The sequence below is a fragment of the Rhodospirillales bacterium genome (assembly GCA_016710335.1).
Lineage (GTDB): Bacteria > Pseudomonadota > Alphaproteobacteria > Rhodospirillales > Defluviicoccaceae > JADJXQ01.
In genome coordinates this window covers 418641-444636 of the sequence record JADJXQ010000004.1, presented here as the reverse complement: position 1 = coordinate 444636, position 25996 = coordinate 418641, and the positions used below count along the sequence as shown (strand labels likewise).

The following is a 25996-nucleotide window of genomic DNA, read 5'->3' as shown; positions in this document are numbered from 1 at the left end:
GGCCGGTAGGCGTAGGCCGTGCCCGACAGGTTGGGCAGGTGCTGCTTCTGCCATGGCCAGCGCCGCGCCACGGTCTCGGTCAGCGGCGACTCCGCAATCTGATGCAGCCAGGCGTGCCATTCCGGCGGCACCTTGCTCGCCTCGACATCGCCCTTGAACACCACCCAGCGGCGCTCCCGCCCGTAGCGGTCGAGGTTTCGGGACTTGCCTTGGTAGTAGCGGTTGCCGAACGCATCGGTGCCGACGTGGCGGCCTCGCAACCAGGAAAACAACAGCGTGCCGATATGGGCCATGTGCACTTACACCTGCTTCAACAAGGACGTCTCGGGCGGCCGAATCACTCCCGCTCCAGGCCGGCACACTATGGCATCAGCCACGATGCGCGTCCACACCGACGGCGATCAAGCGGAGTGGTCGCCGCCGCCGGGAACATGTTGATACGCATGGTTTCGCTGAGACCACGAGAAGTCTTCACACAACATCAGGTTTTTTTGAGTGGAAAAGGCCGCAAAATGTGGTTGCTTCCACTCGCCGCTGTGGCCGACGGCGGGTCCAAACCGTCGTTGGCAGGGGAAACCCGCTCCCGAACAGACGACTGTAGGGATTCCAAGCCCTGCTGCCATTTGGGAGCGGCCCCAACCACAGGCGAACCTGGGCCCCGCTGGAAACGGCGGGGCTCTTTTTCGTTGTTTTTCAGTTCTGCTGCTTCGTCCCATAGCACTGCTTTGTCAAACATTTTATTTCGGATCCTATAAACCTCTGTTTCCTTGTGCAAACGTCCTTGTGACCTCGCCCGATTCGTCGGAAGGGGATGGGTTCGAACCCTCCAAAGGTCATGACTCATGGTGGCGATGCGCTAAGGCGCTGCTTTGCCCCTGGGTCGCCCACCCATTCTAACTTTTGCACTTTTCCCCATTCCAGCGCTGCCCCCACATTTGGATCAACGTCCGCCCTGTTGACACTACATATCTGTGCGTGGCACCCCGGTCGGGGTTTTCGGCAACAACGGCGGGGAGCGAAACACATGCGCATCGAGCGGCTGTTCACGGAACCGGAAACCTCACCGTACGATGCCGTCGCGTGGCGGACGACCACCAGCGAGATCCGCAACCCAGACGGCTCGACGGTGTTCCGCAAGGACGACATCGAGGTGCCGGCGGCGTGGACCCAGGTCGCGTGCGACGTGCTGGCGCAGAAATACTTCCGGCGCGCCGGCGTGCCGGCGTGTCTCGCGGCGGTCGACGAGGCGGGAGTGCCCGACTGGCTCCGCCGCCGCCGCGCCGACGACGAGGCGCTGGCGGGAATGCCTGCCGAAGAGCGCTACGGCGGCGAGCAGAGCGCCCGGCAGGTGTTCGACCGCCTCGCCGGCACCTGGACCTACTGGGGCTGGAAGGGCGGCTACTTCGATGGCGAGGACGACGCCCGCGCCTTCTATGACGAGATGCGCGCCATGCTGTGTGCGCAAATGGGCGCGCCCAATTCGCCGCAGTGGTTCAACACCGGCCTCAACTGGGCCTACGGAATCGACGGACCGCCCCAGGGGCACTTCTACGTCGACCATGAGACCGGGGAGGTGGCGCCATCGGCGTCGGCCTACGAGCGCCCGCAGCCGCACGCTTGTTTCATCCAAAGCATCAACGACGACCTCGTCAACGAGGGCGGCATCATGGATCTGTGGATCCGCGAGGCGCGCCTGTTCAAGTACGGATCCGGCACCGGCACCAACTTTTCGGCCCTGCGCGGCGAGAAGGAGCCGCTGTCCGGCGGCGGCTGCTCGTCGGGCCTGATGAGCTTCCTCAAGATCGGCGACCGCGCCGCCGGCGCCATCAAGTCGGGCGGCACCACCCGCCGCGCCGCCAAGATGGTGGTGCCTCGACCTCGACCACCCCGACATCGAGGACTTCGTCACCTGGAAGGTGCGCGAAGAGCAGAAGGTCGCCGCTCTCGTCGCCGGCTCGCACCTCACCCGCACGCACCTGCGGGCGATCCTGACGGCATGCGACGGCGACGATCACGGCGATGACGGGGGCGATGACGGGGGCCGTGACGGGGGCGTGGGGCGGTTCGATCCGAAGCGGAACCCGGCTCTCAAGTCTGCGGTCGTGGCGGCGCGGCGGGCGATGGTCCCGGAGACCTACGTCCAGCGGGTCATCGAACTGGCGCGCCAAGGGGTGGACGGGATCGACTTCCCCCAGTTCACCACCGACTGGGATTCGGAATCCTACCTGACCGTCTCCGGCCAGAACGCCAACAACAGCGTTCGCGTCACCAATGCGTTCCTGGATGCGGTCACCGCCGATGCGGAGTGGCCGCTGACCCGCCGCACCGACGGCGCCACAGCCAAGACCATAAGCGCCCGCGCCCTCTGGAACCGCATCACCCGCGCCGCCTGGGCGTCCGCCGATCCCGGCCTGCAGTTCGACACCACCATTAACGAGTGGCACACCTGCCCGGAGAGCGGGCGCATCAACGCCTCGAACCCGTGCTCCGAGTACATGTTCCTCGACGACACGGCCTGCAACCTGGCGTCGCTCAACCTGCTCGCCTTTCAGCGCGACGACGGCGGCCTCGACATCCGGGCCTTCACACACGCCATCCGGCTCTGGACGATGGTGCTGGAGATTTCGGTGATGATGGCGCAGTTCCCGTCGCACCGCATCGCCGAGCTCAGCTACCGGTTCCGCACCCTCGGCCTCGGCTTCGCCAACATCGGCGGGTTTCTCATGGCGGCGGGCATTCCTTACGACTCCGAGGCAGCACGCAGCATCTGCAGCGCCATTTCGGCGCTGATGACCGGTACCTCCTACGCGGTCTCCGCCGAGATGGCCGGCGCTCTCGGCCCGTTCCCCGGCTTCCCGGAGAACCGCGACGCCATGCTCCGGGTCATCCGCAATCATCGGCGCGCCGCCCACGGACGCTCCCGCGGGTATGAAGGGCTATCGGTGCCGCCGGTGTCGCTCGCCGCCGCCGCCAACCCGGACCCGGATCTGGTCGCCGCCGCTCGCCGCGCCTGGGATCGGGCGATGGCGTTGGGCGAGCAGTACGGCTTTCGCAACGCGCAGGTGTCGGTGATCGCGCCGACCGGGACCATCGGCCTGGTGATGGACTGCGACACCACCGGCATCGAGCCCGACTTTGCCCTCGTCAAGTTCAAGAAACTGGCCGGCGGCGGTTATTTCAAGATCATCAACCGCACCGTTCCCGCCGCACTTGCCCGCTTCGGCTACGACGAGACGCAGATCGAGGCCATCATCCGCTATGCCGTCGGCCATGGCACCTTTGACGGCGCACCGGCGATCAACGCCGAGACACTGGCCGCCAGGGGATTTACGTCGGCGGCCATCGACGCGGTCAATCGCGCCGTCGCCGATGCGTTCGACATCCGATTCGTGTTCAACCGCTGGACGCTGGGCGAGGCGTTTTGCACCGACACCCTCGGCATCGAGCGGGCGCGACTCGACGATGCAGGGTTCTGCCTGCTCACCGCCATGGGCTTCTCCCGCGACGAGATCGACGCCGCCAACACCCATGCCTGCGGCGCCATGACCCTGGAAGGGGCGCCCGGCCTCGATCCCCAGCATCTGCCGGTGTTCGACTGCGCCAGCCCGTGCGGGCGCATCGGCCGCCGCTACCTGTCGGTGGACAGCCACATCCGCATGATGGCGGCGGCGCAGCCGTTCATCTCGGGGGCGATCTCCAAGACCATCAACATGCCGCACAGCGCCACCGTGGACGACTGCGAGCGCGCCTACATGAATTCGTGGAAGCTCGGCCTCAAGGCGACCGCACTCTACCGCGACGCCTCGAAGCTGTCGCAGCCGCTGGCGGCGGCACTGGTCGATCCCGAAGACGCGGCGGAACTGGCCGAGGAGATCGCCGCACGGCCGCTGGCGGCGCGGGCCGAGATCGTTACCGAACGCATCGTCGAACGGGTGGTGGCGGTGGCGGCGCCGCGCCGACACAGTCTCCCCGCCCGCCGCAAGGGCTACACCCAGAAGGCGACGGTCGGCGGCCACAAGGTCTATCTGCGGACCGGCGAGTACGAGGACGGCAGCCTCGGCGAGATCTTCATCGATATGCACAAGGAGGGCGCCGCCTTCCGCAGCCTGATGAACAACTTCGCCATCGCGCTCTCGATCGGCCTGCAGTACGGGGTGCCGTTGGACGAGTACGTGGAAGCCTTCACCTTCACCCGCTTCGAGCCGTCGGGGGTGGTCGAGGGCAACGACTCCATCAAGATGGCGACCTCCATCGTCGACTACATCTTCCGGGAGCTGGCGGTCTCATACCTCGACCGCTACGACCTCGCGCACGTCGAGCCCAAGGACCTGGAGCCGGACGGCCTCGGCCGCGGCCAGGGCGAAGGCGCGCTCCCCAAGGGTCCGGCGGAGGACCCGATCCCGATGGTGCGGCGGGTCGCCAGCAGTGGCTATGTGCGCAACCGCTTCAAGGTCTATTCCGGAGTCCGCAGCGGCGACGCGGCTGCTCTCGGCGGCGGAGCCGCGATGACCAACGTTCGGCCGGCGCCGCCCCACGTGGCGGAAGCGGCTCTGCAGGCCCACGTCCACCGCCTCGACGGCGACATCGCGGAGGACGCCGTCGCCATCGCCCGCGGTCCGCGCGCGCGCCACGACCGCGATGATGCAGGGCTACGAGGGCGACTCCTGCGCGGAGTGCGGCAACTTCACCCTGGTCCGCAACGGCACCTGCCTCAAATGCATGACCTGCGGCAGCACACCGGGTGTTCATGATCATCCCGGGGCACTAGAGCACAGACCGATTCGAACGATTCAGTCGAACGGGTCGTATTGTGCTCAAAGTTCAAGGGGTTACGTGCAGCGATGGTGCATTCTTCGCATGCACCATTGCTCCACCGGGGCCGCTTCCGAACGGGTCGCCGCGGGTGGGACCGGGATCCCTTGCGTTCCCTTATAAATTGTATTAAATTGCGCTCACAACCATGACTAGCCAGTGGCGATATCTCTCGACGCGGATGCGGGCTCTCGTCGCGGGCCTGCATCCGACGCCGGCCGAACGCGAGGCAGCTTTCGCCGCCGCGGACCGGGTGGCGGCGGTGATGGGCCGCGGCCTCGCGAATCCCGGTTCGAGTCGTGGCTGCAGCGGCCAGCATCGCGTCATCGGCGGCTTCGCCAAAGGCACGGCGCTCGCCGGTGGGTCGGCCGTCGATGTGCTGGTCGTGCTGCCGGACCGGCTGCGCCCCGATGGCGGTCGAACGGCGCCGGGTGGCACGATCGCTGCCGGCGCGGCGCCGATGCTGGACCTGATCACCGCCGCCGCGACCATCCTCGCTCCACGCTTCGGCAATGTTGGGGTGAGCCGTGATGGCTGGCTCACCGTCACGCCCCATGCGCAGACCGCCTCGTGCCTCGTGGCGGTGCGGGTGTTGCCGGTTTTCGCCTGTGCGGCCGGAGGTTACCTGGCGGCGCTGCCATGGGCGCGGAACGGCGCCAGCCCCTGGCGCCTGATGGATCCGGACGCCGAGCGGCGCGCCGTCCTCGACGCAAACGCCGCCAGCGGCGGCACCGCCGGCGACCTGATCCTGATGCTCAAGCTGTGGCGTCGCCACCTCAGTGTGCCGATCCCGAGCTTCGCCATCGAGTTGCTGGCCATCGAGTTTCTCCGGGTGTGGATCTATCGCCGGCAGAGCGCCTTCTTCTACGACTGGCTGGTGCGCGACTTTTTCTTCTGGCTGGCGCTGCAGGCCGACCGTCAACTGGTGATCCCCGGCAGCCACGAGACGCTGGCGCTGGGCCACGCCTGGGTCGACGCGGCTGAGGACGCCTATCTCACCGCCAGCCAGGGCGCCGACCTCGAGCGCGACAACGAGGACAGCGGAGCAAGCGCATGCTGGCGCCGGATCTTCGGCCCCGCCGATCCGCTGCTGGCGGGTCCGGGCGCGGCCCTGATCAGCCGGGGGCTTGACCGAAGACAGGGGCGCGGCGCCTTCTCGGGAGTCGCTATCTGACAGCAGCCGTTCCCCAACCAGGGGAGGTGAACGCCAAAAAGATTTTCGCGCACTTGGTTCCGTCTACGTGGCGAAACCACACGATTTCCATCGTTTCGTGCACACTTCCGCTCGCCGGGTTCAGGCTCATGTCGTTGAAATCACTTGGTTTGTGTCCGTTTCGGCGCTCAAACTGTATGCCGATGTATGCGGATGTATGCAAAACCGGGTCTACACCGCTGAATTAAAAAGGATTTCGCCCTGGTAGAAATGCATCCTCGGAATATCGCGCCAGCGTTGGGTTCGCGCGGGCTTGGGGGCGGTATGACGATGAGGTGGATTTGAACATAGGAAGAACATATGCTGGAGCGGCTTCGGCGTCAAGGCGTGCCGGCGCGGCGACGACGTCGGAGGCGGCGAAGAAAGACGGACGAGTGGCGCTGGACGGAGAGCCGCTTTAAGATCGGGAGCAACTAGGTTGTTCGACGACGGGCAATGGGAACGGCGCGATGGGCACGGGTTCGCAAGACCGCGACGCACGCCGGGCAAGGACTCAACCGGCCGCGATGGATGAAGATCCGAACGTGTCGGACGGCTACGCTTCGCCGCCGTGCTTCATGCATGAACTGGCGGAGTGGCAGTCACCCGATCTTTCGGCAGACGAGGTGCGCGCGCTGGTGGCGGCGCTGCGGCAACTGACAGCGGCCGGCGCGGCTCGATCCGGCGCAATGTACCGGCAGGCGATCGACGCGCGGCCGGAAATGCGGAGCCAGCTGCACGACGTAGCGCGGGACAGCGCCCGCTGTTGCGCCACCCTGGCGACGATCGCCGCCCGCCTGGGCGCACCAGCGGAGGGCGCAGCCCCGGAGGACGCGGTCGGCGACATCGGCACAGGAGACGATGCGGCGTTCGCCGGCGGCCTGTCCCGGCTCCGGCGCGATTGCGGCGACGCCGTGCACCGGCTGCGCGAGTCTCTGCCGCGGCTTGCGGACGACGATCTGCGAAGCGACCTGCAGGCCGTCCTCGACCTCCAGCTCGCGAACCTCGCCCGCTGCGAGGCGGCCGCCGCTGCCTGACACTCAGCTCCCGATCAGGCTCCGCCAGTGTTCGCCAATGATCAGGCAGCCGAGAACCACCGTCGCCGAGCCGATGGCGGCCTGCAGCCCGGTGTTGGCCCAGGTGAGCGCACGGGCCGACCAGGTCAAGGGCACCGCGATCAGCGCCGATAGCGCCGCCATGCCGAAGATCGAGCCGACCCCGAACAGCACGATATAGCCGAGCCCGAGGCGAACGGAGCTGACTGTGGTCGCACTCAAGACCATGAGCGTCGCCGATCCCGCCATGCCGTGCATCATGCCGACAAGCAACGAGCGGATCGGCAGCCCTCGCGGATGGCCGTGATGGTGCCGCCCAACATCATGGGCAGAGGTTTCGCCCTTGTGGGAGTGGGCGTGGAAATGGGTCGTTCCGTCGGCGTGACGGTGGCGATGGAAATGGATGCGCTCCCGCGCCAGGGCGTAGACCACGTGCCCGCCGAGCCCGACCAGCATGACGCCAACCACCAGTTCGAGCCGCTCCGCAACAGCACCGCCGATGGTGAGACCGAACACCACGGCGCCGCCGGCGACGATCATCAATGTGAGGGTGTGGCCGACGCCCCATACGGCGCCGTCGGTGATGATCCGGCGCATCGAAGTCTCTCGGGCGGCGATGCTGGAGACGGCCGCGACATGGTCGGCCTCCAGCGCATGCTTCATGCCGATCACCAGCCCCAAGAGCAGAATCTCCAAGCCGCCGTCCGCTACGGTTTCCATTGCACCCCGTCCCCGCAAATAAGTCCCGGCCGAACAGTGCCCGATACGGCGCACGGCGCAAAGCCCCATTTGGCCCGTGCCGGCGCGCCAAGGCCTGGGTTCGGCGGCGGGGCGCCGGCCCGCGGGGTCGCCGCGGATCGTGAGCGCGTTCAGGCCGCCTGCTCTGTGGCCGGGGCGGCTCCCGGCATCAGGACCGGGTGTGGGTCATTGCCGAGCGGCGGGCGGTATGCCTTCAGCCTGAGCGAGTTGGTCACCACGAACAGGCTCGATACGCTCATCGCCGCGGCCGCCAGCATGGGGTTGAGAAGGACGCCGGCGGACGGATAGAGGACCCCCGCGGCGACCGGAATGAGGGCGACGTTGTAGGCGTAGGCCCAGAAGAAGTTGAGCCGGATCGTCTTGAGGACACGCTTCGCGAGAGCCACGGCGTTGACGATGCCGCGAAGATCGCCGGACATCAGGATAAGGTCGCCGGCCTCGATGGCGATATCGGTGCCGGTGCCGATGGCGATGCCCACATCGGCTTGAGCCAATGCCGGTGCGTCGTTGATGCCGTCGCCGACGAACGCCACTCTGCGGCCGTCGGCTTGTAGCCGCTTGACCTCGGCGGCCTTCTGGTCGGGCAGCACCTCGGCCTGCACCTGGTCGATCCCGGCGCGCCGCGCGATCGCCCGCGCCGTCACGGCGTTGTCGCCGGTCAGCATGGCGACGCCGAGCCCGAGTGCCCGCAAGGCTCCGACCGCGTCGCGGGCGCCCTCCTTGAGCGGATCGGCGACGGCGATCACCGCTGCCAGCCGGCCGTCCACGGCGGCGTAGAGGGGCGTTTTGGCGTCGCCGGCGAAGGCGGCGGCACGCTCGGCGGCCGCTCCCGGCGTGATGCCGAGACGGCGCATGTAGCGGTCTGCGCCGACATGGACGCGAACCCCGTCCACATCCGCTTCGATCCCGAAACCCGGCTCGGCGTTGAACGTCCGGACCGGCGGCAGGCGCAGCCCGCGGGTTTTCGCCGCCCGGACGATGGCCTCTGCGATCGGATGCTCGCTTCGGGTTTCCGCGGCTGCGACAAGACGCAGCACCCGCTCTCTGTCTGCCGCCGTCGCTCCGGTGTCCACGCACTTGAAATCGGTCATTTCGGGGCGGCCGACGGTGAGCGTTCCGGTCTTGTCGAGCACGACGGTGTCGACCCGCGCCAGCAGTTCGAGCGCGGTGCCCTTGCGGATGAGAACGCCCATCTGGGCGCCGCGGCCGGTGCCAACCATGATCGCGGTCGGCGTCGCCAGGCCCATGGCGCACGGGCAGGCGATGAGGAGCACCGACACCGCCGTGACGAAGGCGAAGCTGAGCGCCGGCGCCGGCCCGAATGCCAGCCACACGCCGAAGGTGATCGCCGCGACGACGATGACCACCGGCACGAACACCGACGCGATGCGGTCGGCCTGCTTCTGGATCGGCGGCTTGGAGCCTTGCGCCTCCTCGACCATGCGGATGATCCGGCTCAAGACGGTATCGGCGCCGACGCGGGCGGCGGAGAAGGTGAACGCGCCGGTCTTGTTGACGGTGCCGCCGACCACCTCGGCGCCGCTGCGCTTGACGACCGGGACGGGCTCGCCCGTGATCATCGCCTCGTCGACGTAGCTCTGCCCTTCGATCACCACGCCGTCCACCGGCAGCCGCTCACCCGGGCGGACGACGATGGTGTCGCCGACCGCTACGTCCTCTATGGGGATCTCGACTTCTTCGCCGTCCCGCATCACGCGGGCGGTGGGAACCTGGAGGGACATGAGCTTGCGGATCGCCTCCGAGGTGCGGCCCTTGGCGACCGCCTCCAGGTAGCGTCCGAGCAGGATCAGGGTGACGATGACGCCGGCGGCTTCGAAATACGAGGCGGCGGCGCCCGCCGGGAAGATCTGGGGCACAGTGATGGCGAGCACCGAAAAGCCATAGGCCGCGCCGGCGCCGAGCACGACGAGGGTGCTCATTCCCGGATTGAGGTGCCTGAGTTCGGCCCAGGCCTGGCGGAAGAAGCGACCGCCGGCGACGAACAGGACCGGCGTCGCCAGCGCCCACTCGGCCAGCATCCAGGCGCGCTCCGGCATCAGCGCCAGCATCTGCGGCCCGATGCCCGGCACCATCCGCAGCATCGCCACCAGCACCAGAGGCGCGGTCAGGATTGCCGCCATCAGCAGGCCGTTGCGCCGCTTCGCAAGGTCCGCGTCGCGCGCGGCTTGGTCGTCGCCGGCCGCCGCGTGTTGATCATCGTCGAGGCGCGGCGTGTAGCCCGCCTGCTCGATGGCGCCAGCGATTTGCGTCGGGTTCACGGCCCCGGGCGCAAACGTCACGCGCGCCGTTTCCAGCGGAAGATTGACCGCGGCGTCGACCACGCCCGGCAGCTTCCGGATCGCCCTCTCGACCCGCGCCACACAGCTTGCGCAGGTCATGCCTTGAACATGGATCGTGAGTTGTTGAGTCATTCGTGTTTGCCCGCTGTGCCAAGTTCTCCAGCGCGATAGCCGCGCCAAACTCAGCGATACTTCAGGACTTCCATCAATTCCTCGATGATGCGCTCGCTGTCGCCGCGGGCCCCGGCGGTGACCACGTGGTCATGCAGATGGCTCCGCAGAACCAAGTCGCCCACTTTATGAAGGGCGCCCTCCACCGCCTTGATCTGCTTGAGAACATCGACGCAATAGACCGTCTCGTCCTCCAGCATGCGGAGGATGCCTTCGACGTGGCCCTTGACGGTGCGAAGGCGCCGCCCCGCATCGTCGCGGGTGCCGGCATCGAGCCGGAGTGCGCAGCCGCGCTCGGCCATGCGGTCAGGCCGCTTCGGCGCGGTAGCCCTCGGCCTCGACGGCCGCAATCAGGGCCTTCGGGTCCGGCTGCCCCTCGACGACGGCCTCGCCGCGGTCGAGGCTCACCCCGACGACCTTGACGACTCCTGGGACGCCGGACAGCGCGTTCTTCACCGCTGCGGCGCAGTGTTCGCAGGTCATACCGTCCACTTTGAGCTTGACCATGGGTCCCTCTCCCTTCCCGACCCCTCCCCCGGTGGGAGGGCCTACCGATCAGAGTTCGGCGGCATGAGGCGGGAATTCAAGGGGTCGGCGCAATACGCTCCGCAGTTGCGCCCTGGGCTGATGCGAGGCGGCCGGCTTCAGGTCCTGAGGAATGGATTGAGGAGCCGGCCGAACATGCCGGTCAGCTTGACCGGTGCGTCGACGACCACCAGGGCAAGGCAGTCCTCTTCCTCTTCGATCTTCGGCTGATGCCGATGGGTTGCGTCGCGCGCATCGAAGTCGCCGGGGACGAACCGATCGTCCCCATCCTTGTACGCTCCCGAGAGAACCATGGTGTACTCATGGCCGCGGTGGGTGTGCACCGGCATGACGCTGCCGGCGCTGAAACGCATCAGCTTCGCGATTACTGTCTTGCTTGGAAGGGGGAGCCTGGCTTCGTGGAACAATCGCCCTACCCGCCGCCACGGCAGCGTGTCCACCGATCCGCCGAGATAAGGGCGGAGCGGCGGCGGGATCACCCGATCCTTGGCTCCGGTTTTCTCACGGAGTGCCTGTCTTTCGAGAACAGGCGGGCCGGCCTGCGCCTGCGCCTGCGGCTCATCCAGCCTCGCCATGACCGCCGTCAGCAGCGCCTCGTCGGCGGGCGCCGGCTCGAGTGTTTCGAGCAGCGCGGCGCCGATCTCCTCGTACCGGTTGACGTCGGCGCGGCATGGCGTGCACCGGGTGGCATGGCAGGCCACGATGAGGCTGAGGGCCTCCGGCGTGCTGCCGACGGCGTAGTCCAGGAGCAGTTCCGGCGCCGGATGATGACGAATCATGGCCGGTCCTCCGGCAAGTGTGAGCGCAACCGCGCCAGCGCGAGGCGGATGCGAGACTTGACCGTTCCGAGCGGGAGCTTCATCTCCGCCGCGATGACGCTGTGCGACTTGTCTTCGAAGAACGCCTTCTTGAGCACCGCCAACTGGTCCTCCGGCAGCATGCGCAGCGCCTGCCGCAGCGCCTCGCCGGAGCGTGCCATGCCATAGAGTTCGTCGGCGGGTGTCTCGTCCGAAGGTGCATCAAGGTCTTCGTCGACGGCTACCTCGACGCGGTTTTCCCGGCGGAACATGTCGATGCGCTTGTTGCGCACGATCGTGAAGATCCACGTGGTCGGGGTCGCAAGGTTGCGGTCGAAGGTGGCGGCCTTCCGCCACACCGCCAGCATGGTTTCCTGCACCAGTTCCTCGGCCGCCGCCAGATCGGCGCCCTGGCGCAGGCCGAATGCCTTCAGCCGCGGCGCGAAGTAGCTGAACAGGCGCGCGAAAGCGCCGCGGTCGCGGTCGATCGAAACCGCATGCAGCAGTTCGCTCAACTCGTCGCTCGATAACGACTCGCCGAATTTGGGTGCCGTACGTCGCATGAAAACAGGTCTACCATAAAGCACCCCCGGCAAGCAGCCTTCGTACTGGGCGACGCAGGCAATGGCATTCATGACGACCTTCCGACGCTGCAATTCACTGAAGACCTACGCCGCCAGTCGGGCGCCGGATCACGGAATCTTCGACGGGCGGGTTTGGAGGTGTTCATTTGGCGCCGTTCGAGAACGCGGTAGAATGCTCGTCCGAGAATGGCGGCCGCAAGCCGCCGCCCCGCAGTCGAGGTCTTGAAGAGCGACCATGGCGGACCACAAGGCGCCGAAAGCAGCAGACAAGGTCCCGCAGCATCGTCGGCAAGCGACGACGCCCGCGGCAGGTCAGGGGCGTTCTGCGCCGCTGCCGGATCGGGCCGGGCTGACTGCGCAGGTCGCAATTCTGCACGGCGTGTTGTCCAACGCCGGCAACTCCCGCCGCGCCCGCGACGCCGCCGACGCCGCCCACCGGGCGTTCGACCGCAGCATGGCGCGCCATTTCCGGGCGGAGGCTCTCGCCTGCCGCCGGGGATGCTCGTTCTGCTGCCATGCCTATGTTGCGGCGTCGGCGCCGGAGGCCCTGCTTGCAGCCGCCGCCGTTCGCGCCTGGCCGCGAGCACAGCGCGACGCCGCCGTGGCGCGGATCCGGGCGACCGACGACCGCACGCGCGGGCTCGCACCACACCAGCGCATCGGGCCCGAGATGCCGTGCCCGATGCTGGTCGACGGACGCTGCTCGGCTTACGGGGTGCGGCCGTTCTCGTGCCGGGCCGAGGTGTCCATGGACGCCGGCGCGTGCGAGCGGCTGATGCACGGCGAGCCGGCGCGGCGCCTGGCGCCGGCCTTCCCCCACCGCCTCAAGATGATGGAGAGCACCGCCCTGGCCGTTGCAGCCAGCAAGGTGGGCTTGCGCGCCGGCATCCTGGAGTTCAATGCGGCGTTGCGCATCGCCATCGATGCCGACGACGCCGAGGCGCGGTGGCTCCGCGGCGAGGACGTGTTCGCAGACGCCGCCGTGCACCCGGCGGCGTGGGCTGCCAACGATCAGGCGTCAACCATCGACGGCGCCGGCTGACGACACATGGCGCACCACCTTCTTTATCAGCGTCGGCAGCGCCAGATGATCGAGGCGGTCGGGCAGGTGCCAATCGCCATCGGCGGTGGTGGCCGTCACGCGCGCCGTCAGCACCGTCAACTCGAGGCGAAAATGGGTGAAGGCGTGGACGACGCGGCCCGGCACCGGCCGCCACTCCGCCACCGCCGGCGCGAAGGGTATGGCATCCTCGAACGGCCAGGGATCGGAGCGCCACGCGGTCGACGGCACCTCCATCATGCCGCCGAGCAGCCCGTTCGGCGGACGCCGGCGGAACAGCACCGCTCCGTCGTCCCGCAGGGCCCAGAACGCGGCGCCGTGCCGGGTGGGGCGGGCGATGCGGCGGGCTGCCACGGGGAAAGCCTCCGGCCGGCCTTGCCGCAACCCTCTGCAGTCATGCGACCACGGGCAGGCCAGGCAGCGGGGTGCGCGCGGCGTGCAGACTGCAGCGCCCAGATCCATCAGCGCCTGGGCGAAATCGCCTGGCCGCTCGTCGCTCGCCAGGGTGCGCGCATACGCTCCGATGACGGTTCGCGCCGTCGGCAGCGGCGTTCCGACGGCATGAATGCGGGCGAGGACGCGGAGCACGTTGCCATCGACCGGCACCGTCGGCCGCCCGAAGGCAATGGCGGCGATGGCGGCCGCCGTGTAGTCACCGATGCCGGGAAGCTGCCGCAAGGCGTGTTCCGCGTCGGGGAAGCGCCCGCCGTGACGTTCCGTCACCACCCGGGCGCAGGCGTGCAGGTTGCGGGCGCGGGCGTAGTAGCCGAGCCCCTGCCAGGCGACGAGGATGGCGTCGAGGTCGGCGGCGGCCATGTCCTCCACCCGCGGCCATCGCGCGACGAACAGGCCGAAATAGCCGCGCACCGTTGCCACCGTGGTCTGCTGCAACATGATCTCGCTGAGCCAGACCCGGTACGGATGGGGACGCTCGCCGGGTCGCGCCCGCCACGGCAGGTCGCGGCGGTGCCGGTCGTACCAGTCCAGCAACCGGCGGCGTGCAGCAGCGTCGAGAGGCGCCGCCGGCGGTTCGCGCGGAACGTCGATTGTGCGCATTGTCCCGACTTCCTACCATGACCGATCGATCAGCGACACGACCAGGGAGCGCTCGGTGAAGAAGAGCGGTTGGAACGGGCCGAGGGCGATCGCCGAAGCGGCGAGCAGGGTGGTGCGGCCGGTGTTCCGCCATCGCGGCTTCGCCGATGGCGCCATTATCACGGAGTGGCCGAATATCGTCGGCGAACGTCTGGCGGCGGTCACCATGCCCGAGCAGGTAGCCTTCCCGCCGAAGCGGCGCGCGGGCGGCACGCTCAGGCTCAGGGTCGCCAACGGCGGCATGGCGATGGAGCTGCAACACCTGCAGCCACAGCTCCTGCAGCGAATCAACGGCTATTTCGGCTACGAGGCGATCCAGCGTTTGCAATTCGTTCACGCTCCCGTGCCGCAGCGGACGCATCCCGTGGCCGAAGAAGAGCGACCGCTCGACAGAGACGAGGAGCAACAACTCGCCGCTCTACTCACCGGCATCGAGGACGGCGAACTCAAGCGGGCCTTGGATTCCCTGGGGCGTTCGGTGTTCGCGGGCACGCGGCAGCGGCGTCCGAACTCGGAGCCGGACGCGTAGCCGCCACGGACGATGCCGGCATCTATCGCGACCGGCGCTTGTCGAAGTGGCGGGCGATCCATAGACTCCTCCCACATGTAGTAGATCAGGAGGCCGGCGTGCGGCAGATGGTACGGTTGTTCGGCTCTCTCATGTTCGCTGCGGTCATCGCGTGCGGCGGGTTCGCTACCGTCGCGGCCGCCGAGACGCCTGACAAAACCATCGGCCTCGATGACCGGCTCACGCCGCGCTCGCTGGGCCGCGACGACGCGCCGGTGACCCTCGTCGAGTTTTCCTCGCTGACTTGTCCGCACTGCGCAAGCTTCCACTCCGAGACCCTGCCGAAGATCAAGGACGCCTACGTGACGCCGGGAAAGGTCCGGTACGTCTACCATGACTTTCCGCTCGACAACCTGGCGATGGCGGCGGCGATGCTGAGTCGCTGTGTGGATCGGGAACGCTATTTCGGCTTCATGGAGACGCTGTTCGCCAATCAAGCCCGGTGGGCCGGCAGCCGCAGTCCCGTCCAGGACCTGGAGAAGCTGTCCCGCCTCGCCGGCATGTCGAAGGAGACGTTCGACGCCTGTCTCGCCGACCAGGAACTTCTGGACGGCATCCGCAGCGCAGCCCAGGAGGCGGCGGAGGAGTACGACATCGACTCGACCCCGACTTTTCTGGTCAACGGCGACAAGATCACCGGCGCCGTCGACTTCGCGACGATGCAGCAACGTATCGACGCGGCTCTGGAGGCCTCTGGGGCTTCCGGCGCCGCCGGGCGCGGGGTGGCGGACTGATGCCGGCGATTTCCCTGATGACGGGCTACGCGCCGTGAGCCGCGGACCCTGCCGTTGCTGACCTTCTCCAGGCTCCGCCTCGCCGGCTTCAAGTCGTTCGTGGAGGCCACCGACGTAGTCATCGAAGCGGGGACGACCGGCATCGTCGGCCCCAACGGCTGCGGCAAGTCCAATCTCGTCGAGGCGTTGCGCTGGGTCATGGGCGAGACCTCCGCCAAGCGCATGCGCGGCGGCGAGATGGACGACGTGATCTTCGGCGGCACCGCCAGCCGGCCGTCGCGCAATGTCGCGGAGGTGCTGATCGAACTGGACAACTCCCGCCACACCGCCGCGCCGCCCTTCGACGGCTTCGACATGCTGGAAGTGAGCCGCCGCATCGATCGCGGCTCCGGCTCCACCTACCGCGTCAACGGCAAGGAGATGCGCGCCCGCGATGTGCAGTTGCTGTTCGCCGACGCCGCTACCGGGGCGCGCTCGACGGCCCTTCTGAGCCAGGGGCAGGTCGGCATGCTGATCGCCGCCAAGCCCAAGGAACGCCGTATTCTGCTCGAGGAAGCTGCCGGCATCACCGGCCTGCACTCACGCCGTCATGAAGCGGAGTTGCGCCTCAAGGCGGCGGCGGCAAATCTGGAGCGGGTCGAGGATGTGCTGGCGGCGCTGAAGACGCAGATCCAGAGCCTGGAAAAGCAGGCACGGCAAGCGGCCCGGTTCCGCAACGTTTCCGAGCGCATCCGCCAGACCGAGGCGACGCTCTACGCTGTTCGCTGGCGGGCCGTCGCCGCGGCGGTCGCTGCCGCCGCCCTGCAGAAGTCGGAAGCCGGCGCCGCGGTGGTCGACCTGACCGCAAAGGCAACGGCCGCGGCGGCGCGCCAGGCGGAAGCGGCGGCCGGGCTTCCCGAATTGCGCCGCGCCCAGGTGGAGACGGCTGCGGCCCTGCAGCGGCTGACCCTCGCCCGCGACACCCTGGATGCTGAAGAGCGGCGCGCCCGCGGCGACGCGGCGGCGTGCCGCAGCAGCCTGGAGCAGATCGGCGCCGACAACAAACACGAGACGGCGCTGCTCTCCGACGCCGAGCAGGCCTTGGCGATGCTCGTCCATGACAAGCTTCGCATCGAAGCGCGCTGCGTCGGGGAGGATCAAGCCAAGAGCGAGGCCCAGGCGGCGCTCGCCGCGGCCACCGACAAGGTGACCGCGCTCGACGCCCGCGCCACGGCGTTGACCGGCGCCGTCGCGGCCGCCGAAGCGAGCCGCGCCGCCCTCGCCCGCGCCGTCGCCGACCACGACCGCCGCCTGCAGCGCCTCGCCGGCCGCGCCCGGGAGGTTGATGCGCAGCAGCGGGCCCTCGCTGCCGAGACGGCCGATGCGGCTCAGGTAGCGGAAGTGGAGGCGGAACTGGCCCACGCCCGCCAGCGCCGCGACCAGGCGCGCGCCGGCCTCGAGGCGGCGGAACAGCACCGCGCCGCGACCGCCGAGCGCGCGGCGGTGCGGCTTGCCGACCAGCGGAAGGCGGAGACCGCCGCCGCCCGCCTCGAAGCGGAAGCCGACGCGTTGGCCGGCCTGTTGGCGACCGGAGCCTCTGACGACGCGCGGCCGCTGCTCGATCTCCTGGCGGCGACGCCCGAAACCGCCGCCGCGTTGGCTGCGGCGCTGGGCGACGAGTTGCTGGCGACGGATCAGGAGACGGCGGCCGAGCGCTGGCGGACCCTCGACGCGCTACCGGCCGCACCACAGCTTCCGGAAGGCGCCCGCCCTCTCGACGGCGGCATCGGCGTTCCGGAGGCTCTGCGGCGGCGGCTGGCGCTGATCGGGGTGGTGGACGGCGACACCGCCGGTCATGCCCTGCAGCCGCGGCTGCAGCCGGGTCAGCGCCTGGTGAGCCGCGACGGCGCCATGTGGCGCTGGGACGGCTATGCGGTGTCGGCGGCGGCATCGGCGTCGACGCAGCGGCTGGAGCGCCGCGTCCGCCTGCAGCACGTCAAGGACACGCTCGCGGCGGCGCAAGCCGAACTTCGATCCGCCGCGGCAGCGGCCGCCGAAGCCAAGATCGACGCGGATGCGGCAGTTGCAGCGGAGCGCCAGGCGCGGGCCGTGCGTCAGGCGGCCGAGGCCGCCCATGACACAGCGCGCGACGCGGCGGCGAAGCTGCAAAAGCGCCTTGCGCAGAGCGACTCCCGACGCAGCGCCCTTGCCGAGGCCGTCGCCGCGGTCGAGAGCGAGCGCGCCGAAGCGGCGGCGGCTCGGGCCGGGGCGGAGGCCGAGTTCAACGCATTGGAGGACCCGGCAGCCGCGCGCGCCCATCTTGCGGACCTGCGGGAGAAGCTCAACGCTGCGCGAACCCGCCAGACCGAGGCGCGGACCGCGCGCGACGCCGTTGCGCGGGAGGCCGAGGGGCGGCGGCGGCGGCTCGAGACCATCGCACGCGAGACGCAATCGTGGACGGCACGGCAGGAGACGGCCCGCAAGCAATTCGAGGTGCTGCGGGCACGCCAGAAAGAAACCGAGCAACGGCTGCACGAACTGGTCGGGGTTCCGGAAGCCATCGCCCGCAAGCGCGCCGAGCTGCTGACGCTCATCGAGGCGGCAGACCGAAGCCGGCGCGAAGCGGCGGATGCGCTCATCGCGGCGGAGACCGAGCAGGCGGCGGCGGACAAGGGCCTCCGCGCCGCCGAGGCGGCGCTCGCCGAGGCCCGCGAGACGCGGGTACGGGCCGAGGCTGCGGCCGAACAGGCGGAACAGGCGCGCCGCGAGTTGGCGGCCCGGATCGTCGAGACGTTGCAGGTGCCGCCGGATCGCCTGCCGCCGGTGCCCGAAGGGGCCGAAGCTTCGGCGGCGGCCACTTCCGGCACAGGAGAGAATGGCTTGGAGCGGCAGCTCGAGCGGCTGCGAAGGGAGCGCGAGATCATCGGCCCCGTCAACTTGCGCGCCGAACAGGAGGCGCAGGAGCTGACCGGCAGGATCGACATGCTCGCAGCGGAACGGGACGATCTGGAGCGGGCGATCACCAAGCTTCGGCGCGGCATCGCCGAGCTGGACCGGGAAGGCCGCGAGAGGCTGCTGGCGTCGTTCGAAGACGTGGACCGGCATTTCCGACAGTTGTTCGGGCGCCTGTTCGCCGGCGGCCGCGCCCACCTCACCCTGACCGAATCCGACGATCCGCTGGAGGCGGGGCTGGAGATCATGGCGAGCCCGCCGGGCAAACGCCTGCAGGTGCTGTCGCTGTTGTCGGGCGGCGAGCAGGCATTGGCGACCCTGGCGCTGGTGTTCGCTGTGTTCCTCACCAACCCGGCGCCGATCTGCGTGCTGGACGAGGTGGACGCGCCGCTCGACGACAACAACGTCGATCGCTTCTGCACTCTGGTCGACGACATCGCGCGCGACAGCGGAACCCGCTTCCTGATCATCACCCACCACCGCCTGACCATGGCGCGCATGGACCGCCTCTACGGCGTGACGATGAGCGAACAGGGGGTCTCGCAACTGGTCTCCGTGGATCTGCGCCAAGCCGAAGCGATGCGCGAGAGTGCCTGAAAGGGCGCATGGGCAAGCGCCGCAAACATTAATCAAAGCAGCAACTTGGTGCGAATAGCGGACGTCCGGCCGATGGTTTTGAACCTTGACAGGGCGGAGCGGCAATCTTATGGTGCAGCGCAATACGACGGCGTGAAGCACGGCCACGAACGGGTCACGGATCACGACTGGCTCAGGAATTCGGTGATGAGCGAGCCACACGCCCTGGATCCGCTGCGGGACTTGGGCGCCAGGCTGAAGGCGTTGCGGGCCGAAGTCGGACCGACCGCTGCGGAGCGCGTGGATGAGCCGCCCCGGTCGGGACTTGGCTTCGCGTTTGCGGTGGCGTCGCATCTGGTCGCCGGCCTTGTCGTCGGCACCGGGATCGGGTATCTGCTCGATCGGTGGCTGGACACGTCGCCGTGGATGCTGGTGGTGTTTTTCTTTATGGGATCGGCTGCCGGCATGTTGAACGTCTACCGCATGGCCTCCGGAATGGGCATGGCGCTAGGGTACAGGCCGGCGGAGCAACCGGGCGCGACTACGAAGGGCAACGGGAAGGACGGGAAGGAACGTGGCCAGTCCTCTTGAACAGTTCGAGATCGAGACCATCGTTCCGATCACCATCGGCGGGTTGGACGCGTCGTTCACCAATTCCAGCCTGGTCATGCTGATCGCCGTGGCGTTGATCACCGCGTTCCTGGTGTTGGCGGTGAGCGAGCGCCAATTGGTGCCGGGGCGATGGCAATCCATTGCGGAGTTGATCTACGAGTTCGTCGGCAACATGATCCGGACGAATGTCGGATCCGGCGGGCGGCCGTATTTCCCCTTCATCTTCTCGCTATTCCTGTTCGTGCTGCTCGGCAACATGCTGGGGATGATCCCCTACAGTTTCACCTTTACCAGTCATCTGGTCGTGACGCTCGGCCTGGCGCTGGCGGTGTTCATCGGCACCACGGTGATCGCCTTCATCAAGCACGGGGTCAGGTTCTTCGGGTTTTTTCTGCCGCACGGCACGCCGTGGTACATCGCGCCGCTGTTGATCCCGATCGAGGTGCTGTCGTACTTCACGCGGCCGGTCAGTTTGTCGCTCCGCTTGTTCGCCAACATGACGGCTGGGCACACCCTGCTGAAAGTGTTCGCCGGGTTCGTGTTTCCGATGGGGGCGGCGGGCTTGGTCGTCGCCGGCGCAGTGCCGCTGGCGGCGACTGTCGCGCTGACCGGCCTCGAGTTCCTGGTGGCGTTTCTGCAGGCTTACGTGTTTGCGGTCTTGTCTTGCATTTACCTCCACGATGCGCTCCATATGCATTAGGGGACGAACGGCGCCGCGCGCGCGGCGCTCCCAGCGTAATCTTCAACCCAGCGTAATCTTCAACTAGGCCTTAATCCTGACAGTGGCTTGAGAGGGAAACATCGAGATGGATGCTGAAGCAGCAAAACTGATCGGCGCAGGCATTGCGGTCGTGGGACTGGGCGGCGTCGGCGCCGGCATCGGCAACATTTTCGCGACGACGATTTCCTCGCTGGCCCGCAATCCAGCCGCGCAACCGTTGATCCAGTTGCCGATGTGGGTCGGCTTCGCGCTGGTCGAAGCGGTGGCGCTGTACGCGCTGGTCGTGGCACTGATGCTGATGTTCGTTTTCTGAGTCCGTCTCGCGCCGATCCCGGTGCGAAATCCCATTCAGGTGCGACATGCCTCAGTTTGACCCCGACGTCTGGTCGCCACAGTTCGTGTGGCTGATCATCAGCTTCATCGCCCTCTACCTGCTCATGGCGCGGGTGGCGCTGCCGCGAGTCGGGGATGTGCTCGAAGAGCGCGAGCACAAGATCAACGACAGCCTGCGCCGGGCGGAAATCCTCAGGTCGGACGCCGAAGCGGCGGTGGCAAGCTATGAGCGCACCATGGCCGAGGCGCGGGCCAAGGCCCAGGAGACGCTCCGCAAGGCGCGCGAGGAGACGGCCGCCGAAGCGGCGGAGCACCACGCGCGGCTGAGCGAGCGCCTGAACTCCGAAATAACCGCGGCGGAAGCGCGCATCGCCGAAGCCCGGGACAACGCCGTCGCAGGCCTCCACGACATGGCGGTCGACGTGGCGGAGGCCGCGAGCGCCCGCCTGCTCGGCGACAAGGTGGAGCGAAAGAAGATCACGGCGGCGGTGGGGCACGTTTTGGAGAGAGCATCGTGATAGCGGCCCTGGCTCAGGAAACAGTCGCCGAGGCCGGCGCGGAGCACCACGCCGCGGACCACGAGCCGTTCTACATGGGCGGCGAGTTCTGGGTCGCCATCGCGTTCATTCTGTTCGTGGCGCTGACCGCGCGCACCATCTTCAAGGTGGTGGCGGTTGCCCTCGACGACCGCGCCGAGCGCATCAAGGACCAGATCGACCAGGCCACGCGCCTCGCCGAAGAGGCCCAGGCGTTGCTGGCCGATTACGAGAAAAAGCAGCGGGAAGCCGCCACCGAAGCCGACCGCATGCTGAACGACGCCCGCCGCGAGGCGGACCGCATGTCCGAACAGGCATCCGAGGATCTGCAGCGGGCGCTGAAGCGCCGCGAGCAACTGGCGGTGGAGCGCATCGCGCAGGCCGAGGCGGCGGCGGTCGCCGAGGTGCGAACCCGGGCCGTAGACGTCGCCATGGAGGCGACCCGCGAGGTGCTGGCCGCCGCCGCGACCGGCAAGAAGGCGGACGCCCTGATCGACGACGCCATCAAGGAGCTTCCGGCCAAGCTCCGCCTGCACTGACCGGCGCGACGCGGCGTTGCGACGTCGCCCACCCGCGTTCGAACCATGCCGAACCCCTTAACCGTCCTCAACACCGTGTTCGGCTACCCGGCCTTTCGCGGCGAGCAAGGGACGATCATCGACCACGTCGGCGGCGGCGGCGACGCGCTGGTGCTGATGCCGACGGGGAGCGGCAAGTCGCTCTGCTACCAGATCCCGGCGCTGACCCGCCGAGGGGTCGGCGTCGTCGTCTCGCCGCTGATCGCCCTGATGCAGGACCAGGTCGCGGCGCTCCGCGAGTTGGGGGTGAGCGCCGCCTACCTCAACTCATCACTCACGCCCGAGGACGCGGCCAAGGTGGAGTCGGCATCCTCGCAGGCCTCTACGACCTGATCTACGTGGCGCCGGAACGCCTGCTCTCGCCGCGCTGCCTGGCGCTGCTGGAGCGGGTGGCGGCCGGCTCCGGCCTGGCGCTGTTCGCCATCGACGAGGCCCACTGCGTCGCCCAATGGGGCCATGACTTCCGGCCCGAATACATCCGCCTGACGGTGCTCGCCGAACGCTTTCCCGGCGTGCCGCGCATCGCGCTGACGGCGACGGCGGACTCCACCACCCGCGACGAGATCGTCGCCCGCCTGCAGCTTGGCGGCGCCCGCATCTTCACCTCCAGCTTCGACCGCCCCAACATCCGCTACACCATCGTCGAGAAGACCAAGGCGCGGGACCAGTTGCTGGCGCTGATCCGGAGCGGCCATGCGGGCAACGCCGGCATCGTCTACTGCCTGTCCCGGCGCAAGGTGGAGGAGACGGCGGCGTGGCTCAAGGACCACGGCGTCAACGCCCTCCCTTACCACGCCGGCATGGAGGCCGCGGCGCGACGGCGCAACCAGACGGTGTTCCTGCAAGAGGACGCGGTGGTCATGGTGGCGACCATCGCCTTCGGCATGGGCATCGACAAGCCGGACGTGCGCTTCGTCGCCCATCTCGACCTGCCGAAAAGCATCGAGGGCTACTACCAGGAGACGGGCCGCGCCGGCCGCGACGGCCTGCCCGCCGACGCCTGGATGGCGTACGGACTAGCCGACGTCATCCTGCACCGCCGCATGATCGACCAGTCGGACGCCGAGGACACCTTCAGGCGCCTCGCCCACGCCAAGCTCGACGCGCTCCTGGCGCTGTGCGAAAGCGCCACCTGCCGGCGCCAACGCCTGCTTGGCTACTTCGGCGAGGCGAGCGGACCGTGCGGCAACTGCGACATCTGCCTGGAGCCGCCGGAGACATGGGACGGCACCGAGGCGGCGCGGAAGGCGCTCTCCTGCGTCTACCGCACCGGCCAGCGCTTCGGCGTCGGGCATCTCATCGACGTGCTGCTCGGACAGGACACCGAACCGGTTCAGAAGTGGCGCCACGACCAGGTCACCACATTCGGCATCGGCCGCGAGTTGGGCGAGCAGGACTGGCGCACCGTCTTCCGCCAGCTCATCGCCCAGCACATGCTGGAGGTGGACCACGCCCGCTTCGGCGCGCTTCGCCTTGCGGAGGCGAGCCGACCGGTGCTCCGCGGCGAACAGCAGGTCATGTTCCGCAAGCGCGTCAAGAAATTGGCGGCGGCGGCCACTCGCACCGCTCGTCCGGCGGCCGAGCAGCTCGACGCGGATGGGCAGGCGCTGTGGGAGCGCTTGCGCGCTTGGCGCAGCGATACCGCCAGGAGCCACGGCGTCCCCGCCTACGTCATCTTCCACGACGCAACGCTGCTGGAGGTGGCCCGCACCCGGCCCGACACCGTGCCGCGCCTCGCCGCCCTCCCCGGCATCGGCGCCGCCAAGCTGGAGCGCTACGGCCAGGCCGTGCTGCAACTCTGCCGCGGCGCCGGCAGCGGCGCCAGGGACGAGGCACAAGCGGCCGGCGACCCGAATATCGGGTAGCGGTGACCGCGTTCTAAACTGCTACCACTTCGTCAAGCCCAGCTTCTGGAGGACAGCCCCTGGAAAACGGGTGGCGGGTTGATGTCGACGGCGCGGTATACCGCGGCTGGCGGGTTACGCTTTGCTAACCCGCCCTACGGCTACGGCAAGAGCGACAAACGGGTTACTGAGGCGTCAGTAGATGTCGAAGGGGAAGTATTTGGCGTTGATTTCCGCGTAGGTGCCGTTGGCGCGGATGGCGGCGATGGCGTCATTCAGTTTCCGGACCAGTTCCTCGTCCTCCTTGCGGACGGCGATGCCGATCCTGTCGTCGAGCTTGGCCGCCTCGCCGACGAAGTCGAAGCCCTGCCCTTCCTCCGTCTGCAGCCAGTCATAGCTGACCAGCATGTCCGCCAGCACCGCATCGGTGCGTCCGGTGGCCAGGTCGAGGTAGGCGTTCTCCTGGGTGTCGTAGAGCTTGATGTCGACCTGATCGGCGAAGTTGTCCTCGAGGTACAACGCGCTGATCGTCGCGCGCTGAGCGCCGATCGTGGCGCCGTCCAGCTTTTGCGGATCGAAGTCGGAGCCCTTCGGGGCGACGAAGCGCAGCTTGTTGGACCAGTATTTGTCGGTGAACGCCACCGCCTTCTGGCGCTCCTCGGTGATCGACATGCTGGCGACGATGGCGTCGTACTTGCGGGCGAGCAGGCCCGGAATGATGCCGTCCCAGTCCTGGGTGACGAACTCGCACTCCACCTGCATCTCCTCGCAGAGCGCCCGGGCGATGTCGATGTCGAAGCCGATCAGCTTGCCGGTCGCGTCGATCTGGTTGAACGGCGGGTAGGCGCCCTCGGTGCCGATGCGAAGGGTGTCGGCGGCGTTGGCCGCCCCGGCGGCGAACAGCCCGATGACGGCGGCGGCGATGACCAGTTTCGGCAGACGCATTGTATCCTCCTCTCGTTCGTTGCTCTTGATGGATCCCGATCACAGATGGCTGGAGAGAAACTGGCGGCAGCGCTCGGTGGTCGGGGCCTGGAAGATGTCGGCCGGCGCGCCCTCCTCCAGGACGCGGCCCTCGTGCAGAAACACGACCCGGGTCGAGACGTCGCGGGCGAAGCGCATCTCGTGGGTCACCACCAGCATCGTCCGGCCCTCTTCGGCGAGGCTTCGCATCACCTGCAACACCTCGCCCACCAGTTCCGGGTCGAGCGCCGAGGTCGGCTCGTCGAACAGCATGACCTGCGGCTCCATGGCCAGCGCCCGGGCGATGGCGGCCCGCTGCTGCTGTCCGCCGGACAGTTGCGACGGGTAGTGATCGCGCTTTTCGGCGATGCCCACCTTCTGCAACAGCGCCTCGACCTGCGCGACGGCGTCGCGCCGCGGGACCTTGCGCACGTGCACCGGCGCCTCGATGACGTTCTCCAGGATGGTGAGGTGCGACCAGAGATTGAAGCTTTGGAAGACGAACCCGATGCGGGCGCGGATGCGGCTGATCTGGCGCTGGTTGGCGGCGACCAGCCCGCGGCCCGGCCGCGCCCTCAGCTCCAGCTCTTCGCCGCCGACCCGGATGCGGCCCTGGTCGGGCGCTTCCAAGAGATTGATGCAACGGAGCAGGGTGCTCTTGCCGGAGCCGCTGGCGCCGATGATCGAAATGACATCGCCGTCGAACGCGGTGAGGGTGACCCCCTTCAGCACCTCGATCGGACCGAAGCGCTTGTGAATGTCCTCGATCTCGAGCGCCGCCACCGCCTTCAGCATCCCGTTTGCCGTCCCAAGTTTTCCCAAGTCTCAAGCCACGTCCGCTGTCAAGTCAAGGATTAACGGCGAAGCAAAAACAGCTGACTTGGCTGATAGGTCTTAGGGGAATGCATAATCGCGGACTATTTCGCACACTTGAATGTGGTAGCTCGTGAAATAAGCCTCCCGGCCTCGCTCTTGCGCCTCGCGATGCTCCGGATGATCCCGCCAAGCCGCGAGCGTTTCCAGAGACCGGAACTCGACGAAAGCGAGGCTTTCTCCGTCTGCGGCAGCGAACTCCTTGTACGAGACGAAACCGGGCATGTTGGCGGCCAGTTCGTACATGCGTGCGCCGACTGTCTCTACTTCCGTCAGGTCGGCATCGTCCCGCATGCGGGTGCGAAACACGATGACGATCATTTTCCTCTCCTCATCCTCTAACGCCGCGTTCGCAA

The 25996-nt window shown here is 68.1% G+C and carries 22 protein-coding genes and 2 pseudogenes; 13 read left to right on the top strand and 11 right to left on the bottom strand.

Annotated features, from left to right (window positions below; all coding sequences use genetic code 11):
• Positions 1 to 293, bottom strand: a 293-nt coding sequence (locus IPM60_09710; protein MBK8908162.1) for an NADH:ubiquinone oxidoreductase subunit NDUFA12, incomplete at its 3' end; no start/stop codon positions are given.
• 731 nt (positions 294 to 1024) lie between these two features.
• Between IPM60_09710 and IPM60_09705 the strand changes: the two are divergent.
• The 3 genes and pseudogenes from IPM60_09705 (at position 1025) to IPM60_09695 (ending at position 7041) form a co-directional block, all read left to right on the top strand.
• Positions 1025 to 4935, top strand: a pseudogene (locus IPM60_09705) (vitamin B12-dependent ribonucleotide reductase).
• Between the two features lie 25 nt (positions 4936 to 4960).
• Positions 4961 to 5986 carry a hypothetical protein gene (locus IPM60_09700; protein ID MBK8908161.1) on the top strand — a complete coding sequence of 342 codons (1026 nt, stop codon included), beginning with the start codon at positions 4961 to 4963 and terminating at the stop codon, positions 5984 to 5986.
• A gap of 545 nt (positions 5987 to 6531) precedes the next feature.
• Entirely contained in the window at positions 6532 to 7041 is a 510-nt protein-coding gene (locus IPM60_09695) for a hypothetical protein (GenBank protein MBK8908160.1), read from the top strand.
• Positions 7042 to 7044: 3 nt separating this feature from the next.
• On the opposite strand, the gene IPM60_09690 is transcribed toward IPM60_09695, so the two are convergent.
• The 6 genes from IPM60_09690 to IPM60_09665 all read right to left on the bottom strand — a co-directional run bounded on the left by IPM60_09690 (position 7045) and on the right by IPM60_09665 (position 12195).
• Positions 7045 to 7779 carry an urease accessory protein gene (locus IPM60_09690; protein MBK8908159.1) on the bottom strand — a complete coding sequence of 245 codons (735 nt, stop codon included), beginning with the start codon at positions 7777 to 7779 and terminating at the stop codon, positions 7045 to 7047.
• A gap of 149 nt (positions 7780 to 7928) precedes the next feature.
• Positions 7929 to 10250 carry a copper-translocating P-type ATPase gene (locus tag IPM60_09685; GenBank protein ID MBK8908158.1) on the bottom strand — a complete coding sequence of 774 codons (2322 nt, stop codon included), beginning with the start codon at positions 10248 to 10250 and terminating at the stop codon, positions 7929 to 7931.
• 50 nt (positions 10251 to 10300) lie between these two features.
• Positions 10301 to 10591 (bottom strand): metal-sensitive transcriptional regulator, encoded by a 291-nt coding sequence (locus IPM60_09680; protein MBK8908157.1) that lies wholly within the window; start codon positions 10589 to 10591, stop codon positions 10301 to 10303.
• A 4-nt stretch (positions 10592 to 10595) separates the two neighbouring features.
• Positions 10596 to 10796 carry a cation transporter gene (locus IPM60_09675; protein ID MBK8908156.1) on the bottom strand — a complete coding sequence of 67 codons (201 nt, stop codon included), beginning with the start codon at positions 10794 to 10796 and terminating at the stop codon, positions 10596 to 10598.
• 137 nt (positions 10797 to 10933) lie between these two features.
• The gene (locus IPM60_09670) at positions 10934 to 11614 is read right to left on the bottom strand and encodes a cupin domain-containing protein (GenBank protein ID MBK8908155.1); all 681 of its coding nucleotides are present in this window, start codon (positions 11612 to 11614) and stop codon (positions 10934 to 10936) included.
• Positions 11611 to 12195 (bottom strand): sigma-70 family RNA polymerase sigma factor, encoded by a 585-nt coding sequence (locus tag IPM60_09665; protein ID MBK8908154.1) that lies wholly within the window; start codon positions 12193 to 12195, stop codon positions 11611 to 11613. The genes IPM60_09670 and IPM60_09665 overlap by 4 nt, the downstream gene beginning before the upstream one ends.
• 256 nt (positions 12196 to 12451) lie before the next feature.
• Here IPM60_09665 and IPM60_09660 point away from each other — a divergent pair, with 256 nt between their 5' ends.
• Complete coding sequence (locus IPM60_09660) at positions 12452 to 13258, top strand: hypothetical protein (protein ID MBK8908153.1); 807 nt, start codon at positions 12452 to 12454, stop codon at positions 13256 to 13258.
• On the opposite strand, the gene mutY is transcribed toward IPM60_09660, so the two are convergent.
• Positions 13235 to 14332, bottom strand: coding sequence for an A/G-specific adenine glycosylase (mutY, locus tag IPM60_09655; protein MBK8908152.1), 1098 nt, complete (start codon positions 14330 to 14332; stop codon positions 13235 to 13237). The two genes, IPM60_09660 and mutY, sit on opposite strands and share 24 nt — an antisense overlap.
• 55 nt (positions 14333 to 14387) lie before the next feature.
• Between mutY and IPM60_09650 the strand changes: the two genes are divergently transcribed.
• The 9 genes and pseudogenes from IPM60_09650 (at position 14388) to recQ (ending at position 23825) form a co-directional block, all read left to right on the top strand.
• Positions 14388 to 14900: a DUF721 domain-containing protein gene (locus tag IPM60_09650; protein MBK8908151.1), complete on the top strand. Its 513-nt coding sequence runs from the start codon at positions 14388 to 14390 to the stop codon at positions 14898 to 14900.
• 98 nt (positions 14901 to 14998) lie between these two features.
• Positions 14999 to 15673: a DsbA family protein gene (locus IPM60_09645; protein ID MBK8908150.1), complete on the top strand. Its 675-nt coding sequence runs from the start codon at positions 14999 to 15001 to the stop codon at positions 15671 to 15673.
• Positions 15674 to 15730: 57 nt separating this feature from the next.
• A complete protein-coding gene (locus IPM60_09640) occupies positions 15731 to 19201 on the top strand; it encodes an AAA family ATPase (protein MBK8908149.1) in 3471 nt (1156 codons plus the stop codon).
• Positions 19202 to 19387: 186 nt separating this feature from the next.
• Positions 19388 to 19771: an AtpZ/AtpI family protein gene (locus IPM60_09635; protein ID MBK8908148.1), complete on the top strand. Its 384-nt coding sequence runs from the start codon at positions 19388 to 19390 to the stop codon at positions 19769 to 19771.
• A complete protein-coding gene (locus IPM60_09630) occupies positions 19755 to 20492 on the top strand; it encodes a F0F1 ATP synthase subunit A (protein ID MBK8908147.1) in 738 nt (245 codons plus the stop codon). Before IPM60_09635 ends, IPM60_09630 begins: the two co-directional genes overlap by 17 nt.
• Positions 20493 to 20598: 106 nt before the next feature.
• A complete protein-coding gene (gene atpE, locus IPM60_09625; GenBank protein ID MBK8908146.1) occupies positions 20599 to 20826 on the top strand; it encodes an ATP synthase F0 subunit C in 228 nt (75 codons plus the stop codon).
• A gap of 46 nt (positions 20827 to 20872) precedes the next feature.
• The gene (locus tag IPM60_09620; GenBank protein MBK8908145.1) at positions 20873 to 21364 is read left to right on the top strand and encodes a F0F1 ATP synthase subunit B'; all 492 of its coding nucleotides are present in this window, start codon (positions 20873 to 20875) and stop codon (positions 21362 to 21364) included.
• 74 nt (positions 21365 to 21438) lie between these two features.
• Positions 21439 to 21921: a F0F1 ATP synthase subunit B gene (locus IPM60_09615; GenBank protein MBK8908144.1), complete on the top strand. Its 483-nt coding sequence runs from the start codon at positions 21439 to 21441 to the stop codon at positions 21919 to 21921.
• A gap of 45 nt (positions 21922 to 21966) precedes the next feature.
• Positions 21967 to 23825, top strand: a pseudogene (gene recQ, locus IPM60_09610) (DNA helicase RecQ).
• Between the two features lie 174 nt (positions 23826 to 23999).
• On the opposite strand, the gene IPM60_09605 reads toward recQ, so the two are convergent.
• The 3 genes from IPM60_09605 to IPM60_09595 form a co-directional block, all read right to left on the bottom strand.
• Positions 24000 to 24749, bottom strand: a complete 750-nt coding sequence (locus IPM60_09605; protein MBK8908143.1) for an ABC transporter substrate-binding protein — start codon at positions 24747 to 24749, stop codon at positions 24000 to 24002.
• Positions 24750 to 24788: 39 nt separating this feature from the next.
• Positions 24789 to 25562 carry an ATP-binding cassette domain-containing protein gene (locus tag IPM60_09600; protein ID MBK8908142.1) on the bottom strand — a complete coding sequence of 258 codons (774 nt, stop codon included), beginning with the start codon at positions 25560 to 25562 and terminating at the stop codon, positions 24789 to 24791.
• A gap of 99 nt (positions 25563 to 25661) precedes the next feature.
• Positions 25662 to 25961 (bottom strand): antibiotic biosynthesis monooxygenase, encoded by a 300-nt coding sequence (locus tag IPM60_09595; protein MBK8908141.1) that lies wholly within the window; start codon positions 25959 to 25961, stop codon positions 25662 to 25664.
• Positions 25962 to 25996 lie beyond the last annotated feature (35 nt).